Origin of the sequence: Streptomyces sp. NPDC001604, from assembly GCF_042893475.1 — a bacterium.
Lineage (GTDB): Bacteria > Actinomycetota > Actinomycetes > Streptomycetales > Streptomycetaceae > Streptomyces.
The window spans coordinates 40,868-55,028 of record NZ_JBIAUY010000016.1 but is presented as its reverse complement, the minus strand read 5'-3'; the positions used below and the strand labels follow the sequence as shown (position 1 = coordinate 55,028).

Annotated in this window: 17 protein-coding genes and 1 pseudogene; 12 read left to right on the top strand and 6 right to left on the bottom strand. The window is 72.0% G+C overall.

What is annotated here, in order from left to right:
- The first annotated feature begins 117 nt into the window (after positions 1 to 117).
- The 5 genes from ACFY1E_RS34180 to ACFY1E_RS34160 all read left to right on the top strand — a co-directional run bounded on the left by ACFY1E_RS34180 (position 118) and on the right by ACFY1E_RS34160 (position 4,891).
- A complete protein-coding gene (locus ACFY1E_RS34180; protein WP_389082943.1) occupies positions 118 to 1,368 on the top strand; it encodes a hypothetical protein in 1,251 nt (416 codons plus the stop codon).
- Between the two features lie 143 nt (positions 1,369 to 1,511).
- Positions 1,512 to 1,685 carry a hypothetical protein gene (locus tag ACFY1E_RS34175; protein WP_389082941.1) on the top strand — a complete coding sequence of 58 codons (174 nt, stop codon included), beginning with the start codon at positions 1,512 to 1,514 and terminating at the stop codon, positions 1,683 to 1,685.
- A gap of 90 nt (positions 1,686 to 1,775) precedes the next feature.
- Positions 1,776 to 3,374, top strand: a complete 1,599-nt coding sequence (gene abc-f, locus ACFY1E_RS34170; RefSeq protein ID WP_389082938.1) for a ribosomal protection-like ABC-F family protein — start codon at positions 1,776 to 1,778, stop codon at positions 3,372 to 3,374.
- Positions 3,375 to 3,735: 361 nt separating this feature from the next.
- Positions 3,736 to 3,957 carry a helix-turn-helix domain-containing protein gene (locus ACFY1E_RS34165; protein ID WP_004002281.1) on the top strand — a complete coding sequence of 74 codons (222 nt, stop codon included), beginning with the start codon at positions 3,736 to 3,738 and terminating at the stop codon, positions 3,955 to 3,957.
- Between the two features lie 130 nt (positions 3,958 to 4,087).
- Positions 4,088 to 4,891, top strand: coding sequence for an enoyl-CoA hydratase/isomerase family protein (locus tag ACFY1E_RS34160; RefSeq protein ID WP_389082936.1), 804 nt, complete (start codon positions 4,088 to 4,090; stop codon positions 4,889 to 4,891).
- Between the two features lie 111 nt (positions 4,892 to 5,002).
- Here the strand turns inward: ACFY1E_RS34160 and ACFY1E_RS34155 are convergent, their stop codons facing one another.
- On the bottom strand, positions 5,003 to 5,716 hold the full coding sequence (locus ACFY1E_RS34155; RefSeq protein ID WP_389082933.1) for a nucleopolyhedrovirus P10 family protein: 714 nt from the start codon (positions 5,714 to 5,716) through the stop codon (positions 5,003 to 5,005).
- An 88-nt stretch (positions 5,717 to 5,804) separates the two neighbouring features.
- Between ACFY1E_RS34155 and ACFY1E_RS34150 the strand changes: the two genes are divergently transcribed.
- Genes ACFY1E_RS34150 through amaP form a run of 5 tightly spaced genes read left to right on the top strand, consistent with a single transcriptional unit; the run spans position 5,805 to position 8,178 of the window.
- Positions 5,805 to 6,302 carry an Asp23/Gls24 family envelope stress response protein gene (locus ACFY1E_RS34150; protein ID WP_389082931.1) on the top strand — a complete coding sequence of 166 codons (498 nt, stop codon included), beginning with the start codon at positions 5,805 to 5,807 and terminating at the stop codon, positions 6,300 to 6,302.
- 43 nt (positions 6,303 to 6,345) lie between these two features.
- On the top strand, positions 6,346 to 6,531 hold the full coding sequence (locus ACFY1E_RS34145; RefSeq protein WP_389082928.1) for a hypothetical protein: 186 nt from the start codon (positions 6,346 to 6,348) through the stop codon (positions 6,529 to 6,531).
- On the top strand, positions 6,528 to 6,947 hold the full coding sequence (locus ACFY1E_RS34140) for an Asp23/Gls24 family envelope stress response protein (RefSeq protein WP_389082926.1): 420 nt from the start codon (positions 6,528 to 6,530) through the stop codon (positions 6,945 to 6,947). Before ACFY1E_RS34145 ends, ACFY1E_RS34140 begins: the two co-directional genes overlap by 4 nt.
- Positions 6,944 to 7,594, top strand: coding sequence for a DUF6286 domain-containing protein (locus tag ACFY1E_RS34135; protein WP_389082923.1), 651 nt, complete (start codon positions 6,944 to 6,946; stop codon positions 7,592 to 7,594). Before ACFY1E_RS34140 ends, ACFY1E_RS34135 begins: the two co-directional genes overlap by 4 nt.
- Positions 7,595 to 7,599: 5 nt before the next feature.
- Positions 7,600 to 8,178: an alkaline shock response membrane anchor protein AmaP gene (amaP, locus tag ACFY1E_RS34130; protein ID WP_389082921.1), complete on the top strand. Its 579-nt coding sequence runs from the start codon at positions 7,600 to 7,602 to the stop codon at positions 8,176 to 8,178.
- 30 nt (positions 8,179 to 8,208) lie between these two features.
- On the opposite strand, the gene ACFY1E_RS34125 is transcribed toward amaP, so the two are convergent.
- From ACFY1E_RS34125 to ACFY1E_RS34105, 5 genes are all read right to left on the bottom strand, one after another.
- Positions 8,209 to 8,964: an SDR family oxidoreductase gene (locus ACFY1E_RS34125; RefSeq protein ID WP_389082918.1), complete on the bottom strand. Its 756-nt coding sequence runs from the start codon at positions 8,962 to 8,964 to the stop codon at positions 8,209 to 8,211.
- A 5-nt stretch (positions 8,965 to 8,969) separates the two neighbouring features.
- Positions 8,970 to 10,757, bottom strand: a complete 1,788-nt coding sequence (locus tag ACFY1E_RS34120; protein WP_389082916.1) for a glycoside hydrolase family 15 protein — start codon at positions 10,755 to 10,757, stop codon at positions 8,970 to 8,972.
- A 69-nt stretch (positions 10,758 to 10,826) separates the two neighbouring features.
- Positions 10,827 to 11,618 (bottom strand): SURF1 family protein, encoded by a 792-nt coding sequence (locus tag ACFY1E_RS34115; RefSeq protein ID WP_389082914.1) that lies wholly within the window; start codon positions 11,616 to 11,618, stop codon positions 10,827 to 10,829.
- Between the two features lie 49 nt (positions 11,619 to 11,667).
- Positions 11,668 to 11,901: a hypothetical protein gene (locus ACFY1E_RS34110; protein WP_351481643.1), complete on the bottom strand. Its 234-nt coding sequence runs from the start codon at positions 11,899 to 11,901 to the stop codon at positions 11,668 to 11,670.
- An 80-nt stretch (positions 11,902 to 11,981) separates the two neighbouring features.
- On the bottom strand, positions 11,982 to 12,971 hold the full coding sequence (locus ACFY1E_RS34105; RefSeq protein ID WP_389082912.1) for a DEDDh family exonuclease: 990 nt from the start codon (positions 12,969 to 12,971) through the stop codon (positions 11,982 to 11,984).
- 181 nt (positions 12,972 to 13,152) lie between these two features.
- Between ACFY1E_RS34105 and ACFY1E_RS34100 the strand changes: the two genes are divergently transcribed.
- The gene (locus tag ACFY1E_RS34100) at positions 13,153 to 13,950 is read left to right on the top strand and encodes an acetoacetate decarboxylase family protein (RefSeq protein ID WP_389082910.1); all 798 of its coding nucleotides are present in this window, start codon (positions 13,153 to 13,155) and stop codon (positions 13,948 to 13,950) included.
- Positions 13,947 to 14,159, top strand: a pseudogene (locus ACFY1E_RS34095) (SDR family NAD(P)-dependent oxidoreductase); the annotation flags it as partial. The gene ACFY1E_RS34100 and the pseudogene ACFY1E_RS34095, both read left to right, overlap by 4 nt.
- Positions 14,160 to 14,161 lie beyond the last annotated feature (2 nt).

Sequence of the window (14,161 nt, the reverse complement as noted above, 5' to 3'; positions counted from 1 at the left end):
CGACTCGTCGGCCCGCGATCCCTGTCCGCCGCCCCCAGAGCCGTGAACCAGCGCCGCCCGCGCCGCGCCGCACCCCGCCCCCCGGAGGGCACCCCGGCACCCGCGGAGCTGGCCAGAATGGCTCGCTCGCAGCTGGCCGCCGCGGCCCGCGTCGCCCGCTGGGCCGACGCCGCGCTCGGCCCGGGCAGCGACGGCGCGACCGCCGACGGCAAGGCCACCCTCGCCGACGCGACCGCCGAACGGGCCGCCCGGGAGCTCGGCCTGACCGTGGCTCAGGTCCGCGCCGACTGGGACACCGCCCGCCTCGCCGGCCTCGTCGAGGTGCACGGCGACAGCGCCCGCCCCGGCTGGCGGCTGCGCGCCTGGAACCGCGACGACAGCGCCGTCCTGCGCGGCTGGGTCGCCCTCTTCGACGCCTGGTCCCTCGCCCACGGCGAGCCCGCGGACCACGAGCCCGCCGCCGTCGCCGAGGTCGTCTCGGCCATGCCCCAGGTGCTCTCCTTCCTCCAGCTGTCCGCCGGGCCCGTCCCGGTCGACCAGCTCCTCGACCTCCTGGAGCAGCGGGTCACCGAACTGCGCACCGAGCGCTGCGAGATCCCCTACGGCCCCCAGCCCGAGCCCGCCGAGCAGCCCGCGGCCCTCGACGCCCCGCTCGCGCCCCTCCTCGACTGGGCCCTGCACGCCCTCGCCTCCGTCGGCGCCCTCACCTACGGCGGCGGACAGGCCACCCTCACCCCGCTCGGCAGCTGGGCCGTCTGGGTCAAGCTGGAGCAGATCTGCGTCGCCGCGCAGAGCCCCGCCGGGAACATCGAGGTCGCCGCCGACGAGATGCTCCGCGGCTGCGCCCAGCTGCGCCCCAACGCCGCCCGCGCCGAATACCGCGCCTGGCTCGCCGCCCGCCCCGTCGGCAGCGCCGTCACCGAACTCATCGCCGCCGCCCGCGGCGACGACGCCCTGCTGCGCGGCCTCGCCTTCGAGGCACTGCGCGTGGTCGGCGCCCCCGCCGAGCCCGACGTCCGCGCCGTCGCCGACGAGCCCACCCTGCGGCCCTACGCCCTGCTGTGGCTGGCCGAGCACGACGGCGTCGACCCCGAGGACGCCCACGAGGTCCTCACCCGCGAGGAGGCCACCTGGCTGTGGGTGGACACCGCCGCCGCGGTCGCCGACCACGGCGAGGCCCCGATGCTCGTACGTCACCTGGAGTCGGCCGTGCAGCCGACGGTCCCCCTGCTCCTGGAAGAGGTACGGGCCGTGGGCCACCCCCGGACCGTCCAGGTCCTCGTCGCCCTCGCGGCGGCCCACCCGGACCCGGCCCTGGCGAAGGCCGTCCGCCGGGCTGCCTTCCAGGTGCACACGGGCGGTAGCTGAGGAGGGGGGCGGGCAGCGGCTTCAGGGCGGGCGGTCGGGCAGCGGCTCTTTCAGGGGCGCGGGGCTGTGACCATCAGCGGCTCCGCCGCGGGGCGCGACCAGCCACGACGGCGCCGCAGTCGCACAACGGCCCCTCCCGGCACATGACCAGGCGCTCGGCGCAGGGCCTACGTGCCGTACGTCACGCCGAAGCGCTGATCGTCGCCCAGCCCTGCCCGGCGTCGTCCTGGACGCCCCAGCTCATCGCCGTCGACGACGCGGGCCGCAGGCGACTCGAACACCCGAACACAGAAAAAGTGCTTGCACGGCCCCGTTAGACTTGGCCCATGGCCATTCTCCTCGCGCATTAGACGGCGGGAACGCCTCAGCCGCCCACCCGTCAACCCTTTCTGCCCTGGAGCCTGTCCGTGATCTCCGCCTCCGGTATCGAGCTGCGCGCCGGTGCCCGCGTCCTCATCGAGTCCGCCTCCTTCCGCATCGCCAAGGGCGACCGCATCGGCCTGGTCGGCCGCAACGGCGCCGGCAAGACCACCCTCACCAAGGTCCTGGCCGGCGAGGGCATCCCGGCCGGCGGCACGGTCACCCGCTCCGGAGAGGTCGGCTACCTCCCCCAGGACCCCCGCACCGGCGACCTCGACATCCTCGCCCGCGACCGCATCCTCTCGGCGCGCGGCCTCGACGTGCTGATCCGCAAGATGCGCGAGAACGAGCAGCGCATCGCGAACGGCCAGGGCGCCACCCGCGAGAAGGCCCTCAGGCAGTACGAGCGCCAGGAGACCGAGTTCCTCACCAAGGGCGGGTACGCCGCCGAGGCCGAGGCCGCCACCATCGCCGCCGCGCTCAACCTGCCCGACCGGGTGCTCGGCCAGCCGCTGCACACGCTCTCCGGCGGTCAGCGCCGCCGTATCGAACTGGCCCGCATCCTGTTCTCCGACGCGGACACCCTGCTGCTCGACGAGCCGACGAACCACCTCGACGCGGACTCGATCGTCTGGCTGCGCGACTACCTGAAGACCTACCGCGGCGGCTTCATCGTGATCTCCCACGACGTCGACCTGGTCGAGACGGTCGTCAACAAGGTGTTCTACCTGGACGCCAACCGCGCCCAGATCGACATCTACAACATGGGCTGGAAGCTCTACCAGCAGCAGCGCGAGGCCGACGAGAAGCGCCGCAAGCGCGAGCGGGCCAACGCCGAGAAGAAGGCCGCCGCCCTGCACTCGCAGGCCGACAAGATGCGCGCCAAGGCCACCAAGACGGTCGCCGCGCAGAACATGGCCCGGCGCGCGGACAAGCTGCTCTCCGGCCTGGAGGCGGTGCGCCAGAGCGACAAGGTCGCCAAGCTGCGCTTCCCCGAGCCCGCGCCCTGCGGCAAGACACCGCTCACCGCCGAGGGACTGTCGAAGTCGTACGGCTCGCTGGAGATCTTCACCGACGTCGACCTGGCCATCGACAAGGGCTCCCGCGTCGTCATCCTCGGCCTCAACGGCGCCGGCAAGACGACCCTGCTGCGTTTGCTCGGCGGCGTCGAGAAGCCCGACACCGGCGAGGTGATCCAGGGCCACGGCCTCAAGCTCGGCTACTACGCGCAGGAGCACGAGACCCTCGACCCGGAGCGCTCGGTCCTGGAGAACATGCGCTCCTCCGCGCCCGACCTGGACCTCGTCGAGGTCCGCAAGGTGCTCGGCTCGTTCCTCTTCTCCGGCGACGACGTCGACAAGCCGGCCGGGGTCCTGTCCGGCGGCGAGAAGACCCGCCTGGCCCTCGCGACCCTGGTCGTCTCCTCCGCGAACGTGCTGCTCCTTGACGAGCCGACCAACAACCTCGACCCCGCCAGCCGCGAGGAGATCCTCGGCGCCCTGCGCACCTACAAGGGCGCGGTCGTCCTGGTCACCCACGACGAGGGCGCCGTCGAGGCGCTGCAGCCCGAGCGGATCATCCTGCTGCCGGACGGCGTCGAGGACCTGTGGGGCGCCGACTACGCGGACCTGGTCGCCCTCGCCTGAGCCCGTTGGACGTCAGCGCAGCTTGATCGAAGGCGTGATCCACAGCGTATGGATCATTCGGCCGATCCGTGATCCATCATCTGTGTGAGATCTCCTCGTACCGAGGTGTGTCCTACATCCATTTCGCGGCCGAGCCCTTTATCGACAAGGGCTCGGCCGTCGTACGTCTCTGACCTGGCACTTCATAAAAGAACCCGTTCGGCGGTACGAACGCAGCCGGGAGGAATTACAGATTCCGCTTGTGGGGATGCGCTCCTGTCGTCAAAACCCTGTCTCACGGACCTTGCCGAATGGGTGGCCATGAAAGCCCGGAGGGGTGATCATGAGGGGACCAGAGCGCACTTCCCATGAGGAGGCACGGGTGGCCGAGACTCTGAAGAAGGGCAGCCGGGTAACCGGCGCCGCGCGCGACAAGCTCGCGGCAGACCTGAAGAAGAAGTACGACTCCGGTGCGAGCATTCGGGCGCTGGCCGAGGAAACCGGCCGCTCGTATGGCTTCGTACACCGGATGCTCAGTGAGTCGGGCGTCACGCTCCGTGGGCGTGGCGGGGCGACGCGGGGCAAGAAGGCCGCCTCGTCCTGATCCCCGGGCGGCCCATCGGCTTCGATGGTGGCCACCCGGTCGGTCGGCAGATCGGCCGGGTGGTTACTGTGCAGTCACTTAGCTTTGCGCTTTAGCTTGCTCTGCTGACCGCACTCATCGGAGGCACTCCATGGCTTCGCCCGCCCAGGACCTCGGTCCGGTACTCGACAAGGACGGCGTACGGCTCACCGTCGACGACGCGATCGCCACGGTGACGCTGACCAACCCGGCCAAGCGCAACGCGCAGAGCCCCGCGATGTGGCGTGCGCTCGCCGAGGCCGGGCGGGTCCTGCCGGGCTCCGTCCGTGTCGTCGTGCTGCGCGCCGAGGGGCAGTCCTTCTCGGCCGGGCTCGACCGGCAGATGTTCACGCCCGAGGGAATCGAGGGCGAGCCGACGTTCATCGACCTCGCGCGCAGCAGCGACGGTGAACTCGACGCGAGCATCGCCGAGTTCCAGGCCGGTTTCACCTGGTGGCGGCGGAGCGACCTCGTGTCCATCGCCGCCGTCCAGGGCCACGCCATCGGTGCGGGCTTCCAGCTCGCGCTCGCCTGTGACCTGCGCGTCGTCGCCGACGACGTGCAGTTCGCCATGCGCGAGACCAGCCTCGGGCTGGTGCCGGACCTGACGGGGACGCATCCGCTGGTGGGGCTGGTCGGCTATGCCCGCGCGCTGGAGATCTGCGTCACCGGGCGCTTTGTGTCGGCCGAGGAGGCCGTCAGCACGGGGCTCGCCAACCTCGCGGTGCCGGGCGATCAGCTCGACGGGGCGGTGCGGGATCTGGCCTCGGCGATTCTGGCTGCGCCGCGGGACGCCGTGATCGAGACCAAGGCGCTGATTCGGGGGGCGCAGGGACGGTCCTACGACGAGCAGCGTGCCGCCGAGCGGGCTGCGCAGGCGCGGCGGCTGCGGGATCTTGCCGGCCTCGGCGAGTGAGCCTCCGGCGGTGCGGCGGTTTGTTGTCGGTCGTCTGCGGGCCCGTCGTGGCTGGTCGCGCCCCGCGGCGGAGCCGCTGATGTCACAGCCCCGCGCCCCTTTTGGGGCGCGTCAGCTGACCGCAGTTACCAGTACCGCCACCGTGGGGTGATCCGGTAGCGACTCTGCGACCGCCGCACGAACCGCGCGGGCCACGTCCATGGCCCGGTGGTTCGCGTTCACCGCGATCTCCACGCGCGCGTGGCGGTGCGCGAGTGCGCCCTCCTCCTGGAGGTCCGTGATGTGCACCGCCGCCCGCCCGAGGCCCCCCGTCAGATGGGCGACCCCCGGGACCATCAGGGCGGCGGACGCCGCGCGCAGTTCGTCCGCGTCGTCGGGCTCCGCGGCGCGTGGCGGCTCCGGGGCCCGTACCGGGGCGGGGTCCGGTTCCTCGTCCAGCAGGGCGGTGACCCGCAGGTCCACCTCGGCGAGAGCCAGGCCGAGCAGTTCTGTCGCCGCGGCCGCCAGTGTCGTACGTACGAGGGCCGCCCTGATCGGCAGCGGCTCGGACGCCGTCGTGGCGAAGTCCGCCGTCACGCGCAGCGGTCCGGGTGGAAGGGCGCTCGGCGGGGGCGGTACGGCGGGGTCGTCAGCGGTGTCCGGGTCGGCGAGCGCGATGCGGAGCGCGTCCAGCCGCACCCCGCGCAGTTCCCCGGCCGCGCGTCCGAGCACCGCCTCGGCCGCCTCCTGCGAGATCCATGCGCCGTCGTGCGGCCCGCCCAGCGGCAGAAGTCTGCCCAGGCCCAGCTGGTGCCGTACCGCGTGCGCCCACCGTTCCGTCGTCATTCCTCCAGCCTGCCGCATCCCCGGCGCGCGGCGGCGCAACCCCACTTACCGTGGTCGTAGGACGACGAACCGAAAGGGACGTGCGGCGATGACCGATATGACGGAACAGGGCCGGACGAGGAACCCGCAAGGGACGAGCGAGGTGACGGACCCCCCGCCGCTGCGCAAGGCGCAGCCGACGCGGCGCGGCGGAGGAGACCCCGCCACCCGGGGGCGGACGACGATCGCCGACGGGGTCGTGGAGAAGATCGCCGGACTGGCCGCGCGGGACGTGGTCGGCGTGCATGCGCTCGGCAGCGGGCTCAGCCGCACCTTCGGCGCTGTGCGCGACCGGGTGCCGGGCGGCTCGAAGTCCGTGACGCGGGGCGTCAAGGTCGAGGTCGGCGAGGTGCAGACGGCACTGGACCTGGAGATCGTCGTCGACTACGGGGTCTCCATCTCCGACGTCGCCCGCGCCGTGCGGGAGAACGTCATCGCCGCGGTGGAGCGGATGGCGGGCCTCGAGGTCGTCGAGGTCAACATCGCGGTGAGCGACGTGAAGCTGCCGGAGGAAGAGGACGAGGAGCCGGAGCCCCGGATCCAGTGACCGGCCGGCGGCCGGACAACCGCACCACTGAGGGGAGCGCACGATGAGCAGGGCCGTGGTCGGCATGATCGCCGGAATGGCGCTGGGCTTCGCCGGATACTTCGGCGGCTTCGGCGCCTTCCTGCTGGTGGCCGCCCTGGGCGCCGTCGGGTTCGTCGTCGGCCGGTTCCTGGAGGGGGACCTGGAGATCGGCGAGCTCTTCCGTACGCGCGAGGACCGCCGGCGGTGAGCACGGTGAGCGACGGTGTCGGGGAGCTGCGCAGACCCACGGCCACCGTCGCGCCCGGCGAGCGCGGGGCCACCAGGATCGCCGACCGGGTGGTCGCCAAGATCGCCGCCCAGGCGGCCCGGGAGACCCTCAGCGGCCAGTCCGAGGACAGCTCTCCCCCGCACGCCACCGTCGTCGTCCGCCCCCACTCTCAACTTCGTCCGAGCGGGGGGACCCCCGTCGCAGCCGCACACGTGCACGTCCACATCGAACTCGACTATCCCTGCGACATCGGCGCCCGCTGCGCGGATGTGCGTCGACATGTCGCTTCGCGGGTAGGCGCGTTGGTGGGCATGGAGGTGCCGGAGGTCGCCGTCCACGTGGAGCGGCTGCATCTGACCCCGGCACACGGCGTGGCACAGGGGAGGACGCGATGAGCGAGCCCCAGGGCTCCGAGGGCACCACACAACGACTGCCGGTCATCGAGAAGGCACCCGTCGACGAACCGGCCTACGGGCCTCCACCGTCCGGCCGCGACGGCGACCAGGGCCGTTTCTGGTCGGCGCGCCGCATCCCTGCGGGCATCGTGGCGCTCGTGGTCCTGGCGGTCGCGGGCCTGTTCCTGTACGACATCGCGGCCGTACGGGCGCACCGGCCCGCGATGGCCTGGCGGCGCGAACTCGCCCGGCAGCTCGCCGAACGTCATCTCGACGACACCTGGGTGCTCGTCGGCGCCGGGGTGGCCGCCGCCCTCGGCCTGTGGCTGCTCGTGCTGGCGCTCACGCCCGGCCTGCGCGGGGTCCTGCCGATGCGGCGCACCCACGTCGACGTCCGCGCCGGACTGCACCGCGAGGCGGCCGCCTTCGTGCTGCGCGACCGCGCCATGGAGGTCGCCGGCGTCCAGTCGGTACGGGTCCGGATGCGCCGCACCCGCGCCGATGTGTACGCCCTCTCGCACTTCCGCGAACTGGGCGACGTGCGCGCCGACCTGAACGCCACGCTCGACGACGCGATCAGCGGCCTGGGGCTCACCCACCCGCCCGCGCTGTCCGTGCACGTACGGCGTCCCGGACGGAAGGGGTGAGGGCGATGCCCAGGATCGTCAACCGGGTACTGATCGGCATCGTCGGACTCGCCCTGCTCCTGCTGGGCGGCTCCGTCCTGGCCGTCGGACTCGGCGCTCCGCCACCGTCCTGGTGGATCCACGACGGCCGGCACGACGTCCTGCTCAGCGATGCCGAACGCACCCGCTGGCAGGGCTCCGGCTGGTGGTGGCCGACCGTCATCGCCGCACTGGCCGTCCTGGTGCTGCTCGCCCTGTGGTGGCTGACCGCGGTCCTGCGCCGACGCCGCCTCACCGAGGTCCTGGTGGACACCGGCGACGGCGAGGGCGCGCTGCTGCGGGGCCGGGCGCTGGAGGGCGTACTCGCGAGCGAGGCGGGCGGGTTGGAGGGTGTGGCGCATGCCCATGTCCAGCTGACCGGCCGCCGCACCGCCCCCGAGGCGCGCGTGCAACTCCACCTGGAACCGCACGTGGACCCGGGAGCGGCTCTGAACGACCTCACGACCCGGGCCCTGGCGCACGCACGCAATTCCGCGGGTCTCGCCGCATTTCCCGCCGAGGTGCGGATGAAGGGCGTCAAACACCGTGCGGAAAGGGTGAGTTGATCCCGCCGGGCCCCGGTCCTTCGACGGCTCTCAGAATCCGTGCCGCATTCCGCCGTCGACCGGGACCATGATTCCCGTCAGATAGGAAGCCGCCGGGGACAACAGGAAGGCAGCCGTACGCCCGAACTCCTCCGGCGTGCCATAACGCCGCAACGGGATACGGGATTCGTTGGCGGCCCGTGTGGCCTCGGGGTCCGCGGACAGTCCGTCCAGCTCACGCACGCGGTCCGTGTCGATACGGGACGGCAGCAGACCCACGACTCGAATTCCGCGCGGGCCCAGCTCGTCGGCGATCGACTTGGCGAAACCGGCCAGCCCGGGCCGCAGTCCGTTCGAAATCGTCAGCCCCGGAATCGGCTCGTGCACCGAACCGGACAGCACGAACCCGATGACACCGCCCGCGTCGAGTGCGGCGGCCGCCGCCCGCGCGAGCCGGACCGCTCCCAGGAACACCGAGTCGAACGCCGCCTGCCACTGCTCGTCCGTGTTGTCCGCGAGGAACCCGGGGGCCGGCCCGCCGACGCTGATGAGGATGCCGTCGAAGCCGCCGAACCTCTCACGGGCCGCCGCGATCAGCCGCTCCGGGGCCTCGGGGTCGGCGTTGTCGACGGCCACCCCATGGGCCTCGGGCCCCAGCTCGGCCGCCGCGTCGGCGACCCGCTTCTTGTCCCGCCCCGTCACGACCACCTTCGCGCCGTCCGCGACGAGCTCACGCGCGGTGGCGTTGCCGAGGCCCCGCGTGGCTCCGGTGACGACGTACACCCGGTCCTTCAGTCCAAGATCCATGGGCCCTATCCTGCCTCGTCGTCCCCGAACAGGGCGAGGGCGGTGTTCACCAGGCCGACGTGGCTGAAGGCCTGCGGGAAGTTGCCGAGCTGGCGGTCGTCGACGGGGTCGTACTCCTCGGAGAGCAGTCCCACGTCGTTGGTGAGCCCCACCAGCCGTTCGAACAGCTCCCGTGCCTCCTTCGTGCGGCCCGTCATGTGCAGGGCGTCCGCGAGCCAGAACGAGCACACCAGGAAGGTGCCCTCGTCGCCGGGCAGCCCGTCGACCGTCGTCTCGTCGGTGCTGTAGCGGCGCAGGAAGCCGCCGTGGTCCAGTTCCTCGCGGATCGCGTCGATGGTGCCGGCCACCCGCGGGTCGTCCGGAGGCAGGAATCCCACGCGCGGGATGAGCAGGAGCGCGGCGTCGAGTTCGCGGGAGCCGTAGTACTGCGTGAACGTGTTGCGTTCGGCGTCGAAGCCCTTCTCGCACACCTCGCGGTGCACCTCGTCGCGCAGCGTGCGCCAGCCGTCCAGGTCGCCGCGCAGCTTCGGGTTCTCCTCCAACGTGCGCACGGCACGGTCGGCGGCCACCCACACCATGATCTTGGAGTGGACGAAGTGGCACCGGCCGCCACGCACCTCCCACAGCCCCTCGTCGGGCTGCCGCCACTCCGCGTACAGCCAGTCCATCAGGGAGGCCTGGATCGCCCACATGTGCGGCTTGACGGACAGGCCCGACTTCCGGGCCAGCCACAGCGAGTCCAGCACTTCGCCGTACACGTCCAACTGCAACTGGTTCACGGCCTCGTTGCCGATCCGTACGGGCGTCGAATCCGCGAAGCCGGACAGCCACGGCAGATCGAACTCGGGCAGCCGCCGCTCGCCCGCCAGGCCGTACATGATCTGCAGGTCGGCCGGGTCGCCCGCGACCGCGCGCAGCAGCCAGTCCCGCCACGCCTCGGCCTCCTCGTGGTAGCCGCAGGCCAGGAGCGCGCCGAGGGTGAGGGTGGAGTCGCGCAGCCAGCAGTAGCGGTAGTCCCAGTTGCGCACCCCGCCCAGCTCCTCCGGCAGGGAGGTGGTGGGGGCGGCGACGATGCCGCCGGTCGGCGCGTAGGTGAGGGCCTTGAGAGTGATCAGTGAGCGCAGCACGGCGTCGCGGTGGGGACCGTTGTAGCGGCATGCGGCGGACCACTTCTGCCAGTCCTTCACGCTGGAGCGCAGCGCCTTGTACGGGTCGATCCGGGGCGGACGGGGGTGGTGCGAGGGGTGCCAGGTGAGCACGAACGCGACCTTCTCCCCCTTCTTGACGGTGAACTCCGAGTGCGTGCCGTAGTCCTCACCCCAGGTGTGCACCGCGGGTTCGGTGCGCAGCCACACCGAGTCCGGGCCGGCGATCGCCACCCGCCGGCCGTCGGACTTGCGCATCCACGGCACGATCGAGCCGTAGTCGAAGCGCAGCCGCAGCGTGCTGCGGACGGTCACCTTGCCGTGCAGGCCCTCGACGATGCGTACGAGGTCGGGGGCGCGGTCGCGCTGGGGCATCAGGTCGGTGACGCGCACCGCGCCCTCGTCGGTCTCCCACTCGGTGTCCAGGACGAGGGTGCCGGGGCGGTAGGCGCGGCGGGTGCAGTGGCCCTTGGCACCCTTGGGCGCGATGCGCCAGTGGCCGTTCTCCTTGTCGCCGAGCAGCTTGGCGAAGCAGGCCGGCGAGTCGAAGCGGGGCAGGCACAGCCAGTCGACGGAGCCGTCCCGGCCGACCAGGGCCGCGGTCTGTTCGTCGCCGATGAGGGCGTAGTCCTCGATACGGGGGTGCACGGAGTTGCGGGTTCCCGCACGGGCCGCGGGGCAATCCGGGGTGGGGCCGGGGGAGTGACCGGCGGGTGGCTACACCGCTGCTGGTTCCGTTTCCTCCGCCTGCTCCTTGGCGGCCGCTTCCTCCCGGTCACGGCGCTCCCGGCGTACCAGCACCCACCAGCCCACCGGGACACCGGCGGCGAACAGCCACCACTGGATCATGTACGCGTAGTTCAGCGGGGCGTCCTCGCTGCCGGGGTCGGAGATCTGCTCGGGGCTGTTGCCCTTCGCCTCCGGTGCCGTCTGCTCGATGTAACCGCCGAGGACCGTGGCCCCGAGCCGCCGGGCCTGCTCCTCGCTGTTGATCAGCATGACCTGCCGGTCCGGCAGCCCCTTGATCTCCTTGATGCCGCTCGCCGCGCTCGTCTCGTCGGCCTTCAGCCGCCCCTTGATGGTGACCGTGCCGGCGGGCGGTGCGGGGATCTTGGGGAAGCTGGTCTGCGCCCCGTTCGCCGGGATCCAGCCGCGGTTGACCAGCACCACCTTGCCGTCCGTCAGGACGAACGGGGTCAGGACATGGAAGCCGACCTCGTCGTCGGAGTTGGTGCGGCGCCTGACGACTTCCTCGCGGGCGGTGTCGAAGGTGCCCGTCGCGGTGACGGTGCGGTATTTGTCCGCACTGGTGACCGCATGCCCGGGGGAGGTGAGCTGCTCCACGGGGACCGGCTTGGCGTGCAGCGCCGCGGAGACCAGGTCGTTGCGGGCGGTGCGCATCTCGTAGCGGTGCTTCTGCCAGATGCCCAGCCTGATCATCGTGGGGATCAGGAGCAGGGCGATCAGGGTGAGAATCACCCACTGCCGGGACAACAGGAAGCGGTACACCCCACGACCGTACAACTCGGTCGTGGGGTGCATGAGGCCGGGTGGCGGGTCAGACCTTGTCGACGATGCCCACCTTGCCCTCCGCGCGGGCGCAGTGCGCTCCGCAGAACCACTGGCCGTCGACCTCGACCCCCTGCCCGATGATCTGCACACGACAGTGCTCGCACACGGGTGCCATGCGGTGGATCGCACAGGAGAAGCAGTCGAAGACGTGCACCGCTCCCTGCGCATGCACCTCGAAGGTCATTCCGTAGTCATTGCCACATACTTCACAGGTCGCCATGGGCCACAGGGTGAGCCGTCGCCGCCGCGCGGGCGAGCGGGCGGCGGGCGAGTCGCACGGCAATCACCCGTCCGTACGGGTCATCCGTCGGCGGGCTCCACATCCCTGAGCAGCTGCCCGAAGGCCGCCTCGTCCACCACCGGGGTCCCGTACTGCCGGGCCTTGACCACCTTCGACGTGCCCGAGTCCGGGTCGTTGGTGACGAGCAGGCTGGTCAGCCGGGACAGGCTCGTCGCGACATGCAGCCCCGCCTCGACCGCGCGGTCCTCCAGCAGCTCCCGCTCGACGGAGGTGTCCCCGGAGAAGGCGATCCGCATGCCCTGTTTGAGCGGTTTGCCGTCTTCGTAGCGCCCTGGGTTGGGATACGGGCATGCGGGCCTTTTGCGGGAGGGGCGCCAACTGCTCGGCCGATAGCTGCCGTAGCCCCCGCTCTGCTGTCCGATCCGGGGCGCGGGCCGGTCCGCCCACTCCGTCAGCGGCCGGCACTCGTGCAGCGGCAGCCGTACGCCACCGGCCGCCGCGGCCGCGAGGCTCGGCCGGAACGCCTCCGCCAGCACCCGCGCGTCGTCCAGCGCGTGGTGCGCACGCTGCTGCACGACGCCGAAGTGCGCGGCCAGCGACTCCAGCTTGTGGTTGGGCAGCGGCAGACCGAGCTCCTTGGAGAGCGCGATGGTGCACAGCCGCTGCCGCACCGGCGCCTCGCGCTGCGCACGCGCGTACTCCCGCGCGATCATCTGCCAGTCGAAGACCGCGTTGTGCGCGACGAGCACCCGGCCCTCGAGGCGGGTCGCGAACTCCTCGGCGATGTCCTGGAAGAGGGGCGCGCCCTCGAGCGCCTCGCTCGTCAGACCGTGGATCCACACCGGCCCCGGGTCGCGCTCCGGGTTGACCATCGTGTACCAGTGGTCCTCGACCTCGCCGCGCGCGTCCAGCCGGTAGACGGCCGCGGAGATTATCCGGTCGTCCCGGGCCAGCCCTGTGGTCTCCACGTCAACGACCGCGTATCCCTGCGGATACGCGGCCGGCCACGCTGTGGGGGAGGACGCTGCGGTCGTACGGTCTTCGAGCATGGTCCCTGAGGATACGGCCCGGCACTGACAGTCCTGTCCGTCAGGTGGCGTTCCCCGCCGGTCTGTTCGAGTGCCGCGAATGGCGCGAATGTCTGTGCCCCCGGCTGTGGACCCTTTCGGCGGCCGGTGCGACCGTGCTGCCCGCCCGGCGTGTGACGGTCGACGGAAGGGCGGTACGGCTATGGCACGCGTACGGTACGGGGCACGGACCGAGGCGGAGATGGCCGCCGCGCGCACGGCGGCGGCGAAGCTTCCCGACATCTGGTCCACCGGGGTGGTGGCCCTGTGGGAGACCGACCCGGACGCTCTCGCCGCGGTGCTGCCGCCGCCCCTGAAGCCCACGGGCCGACCCCTGGTACGGGTGAACATCAGCCGGGTCGACCTGCCCGGACACCGGCTCGGCGCGGGCTCGTTCGCGGTCGCCGCCGCGCACCCGGGCGTCGACGGCTGGTATCCGCTCGTCATGCCGATGACCCGGGAGCGGGCCCTCACCGGCGGCCGCGAGGTGTTCGGGGAGCCCAAGAAGCTGGGCGAGGTGACGGTCGAGCGCGAGGGCCTCGTCGTGCACGCCTCGCTCGCCCGGCACGGCATCGCCTTCGTCGAGGTGCGCGGCGCGGTGAGCGGACCGCTGCCGCTGCCGGAGCCGAGCCGGAAGACCGACTTCTGCTTCAAGTTCCCTCCCGCGGTGGACGGTTGGGGCTTCGACGGCGATCCGGTGCTGGTGCACTGCCTGCGCAACGAGAAGGTGCGCCGACTGGAGCGGGTCACCGGGGATGTCGTCCTGCGCGAGTCCGTGTACGACCCGGTGGCCGACCTCCCGGTCCTCGGGCCCGTCGACATCACCATCGGCGAGAAGACCAGCGACCAGCGCGGCAAGGTCGTCGAACGGGTCAGTGCCCAGGCCCTGTTGCCGTACATCCACCAGCGCTACGACGATCCGCGGCAGATCCTCGACGCGCCTCCCCAGGGGCGTGTGTGACGGACCTTCAGGCGGGACAGGTCGCCGTGGTCACCGGGGCGGCGAGCGGCATCGGGCTCGCCATGGCCCGGCGGTTCGCGGCCGAGGGCCTGACGGTGGTCCTCGCAGACGTCGAGGAGGCCGCCCTGGAGAAGGCGGCCGCGGACCTGCGCGCGGAGGGCGCCGTTGTGCACGCGCGCGTGGTCGACGTCGGCGAGCGTCAGGAGGTCCT

Excerpts from the sequence above, each read along its gene's own strand:
- ACFY1E_RS34100 (WP_389082910.1), top strand. The coding sequence starts at position 13,153 with ATGGCACGCGTACGGTACGGGGCACGGACCGAGGCGGAGATGGCCGCC.
- ACFY1E_RS34135 (WP_389082923.1), top strand. The coding sequence starts at position 6,944 with ATGAGCGAGCCCCAGGGCTCCGAGGGCACCACACAACGACTGCCGGTC.
- ACFY1E_RS34110 (WP_351481643.1), bottom strand. The coding sequence starts at position 11,901 with ATGGCGACCTGTGAAGTATGTGGCAATGACTACGGAATGACCTTCGAG.
- ACFY1E_RS34125 (WP_389082918.1), bottom strand. The coding sequence starts at position 8,964 with ATGGATCTTGGACTGAAGGACCGGGTGTACGTCGTCACCGGAGCCACG.
- ACFY1E_RS34105 (WP_389082912.1), bottom strand. The coding sequence starts at position 12,971 with ATGCTCGAAGACCGTACGACCGCAGCGTCCTCCCCCACAGCGTGGCCG.
- ACFY1E_RS34155 (WP_389082933.1), bottom strand. The coding sequence starts at position 5,716 with ATGACGACGGAACGGTGGGCGCACGCGGTACGGCACCAGCTGGGCCTG.
- ACFY1E_RS34180 (WP_389082943.1), top strand. The coding sequence starts at position 118 with ATGGCTCGCTCGCAGCTGGCCGCCGCGGCCCGCGTCGCCCGCTGGGCC.
- ACFY1E_RS34150 (WP_389082931.1), top strand. The coding sequence starts at position 5,805 with ATGACCGATATGACGGAACAGGGCCGGACGAGGAACCCGCAAGGGACG.
- amaP (WP_389082921.1), top strand. The coding sequence starts at position 7,600 with ATGCCCAGGATCGTCAACCGGGTACTGATCGGCATCGTCGGACTCGCC.
- ACFY1E_RS34160 (WP_389082936.1), top strand. The coding sequence starts at position 4,088 with ATGGCTTCGCCCGCCCAGGACCTCGGTCCGGTACTCGACAAGGACGGC.
- ACFY1E_RS34175 (WP_389082941.1), top strand. The coding sequence starts at position 1,512 with ATGACCAGGCGCTCGGCGCAGGGCCTACGTGCCGTACGTCACGCCGAA.
- ACFY1E_RS34145 (WP_389082928.1), top strand. The coding sequence starts at position 6,346 with ATGAGCAGGGCCGTGGTCGGCATGATCGCCGGAATGGCGCTGGGCTTC.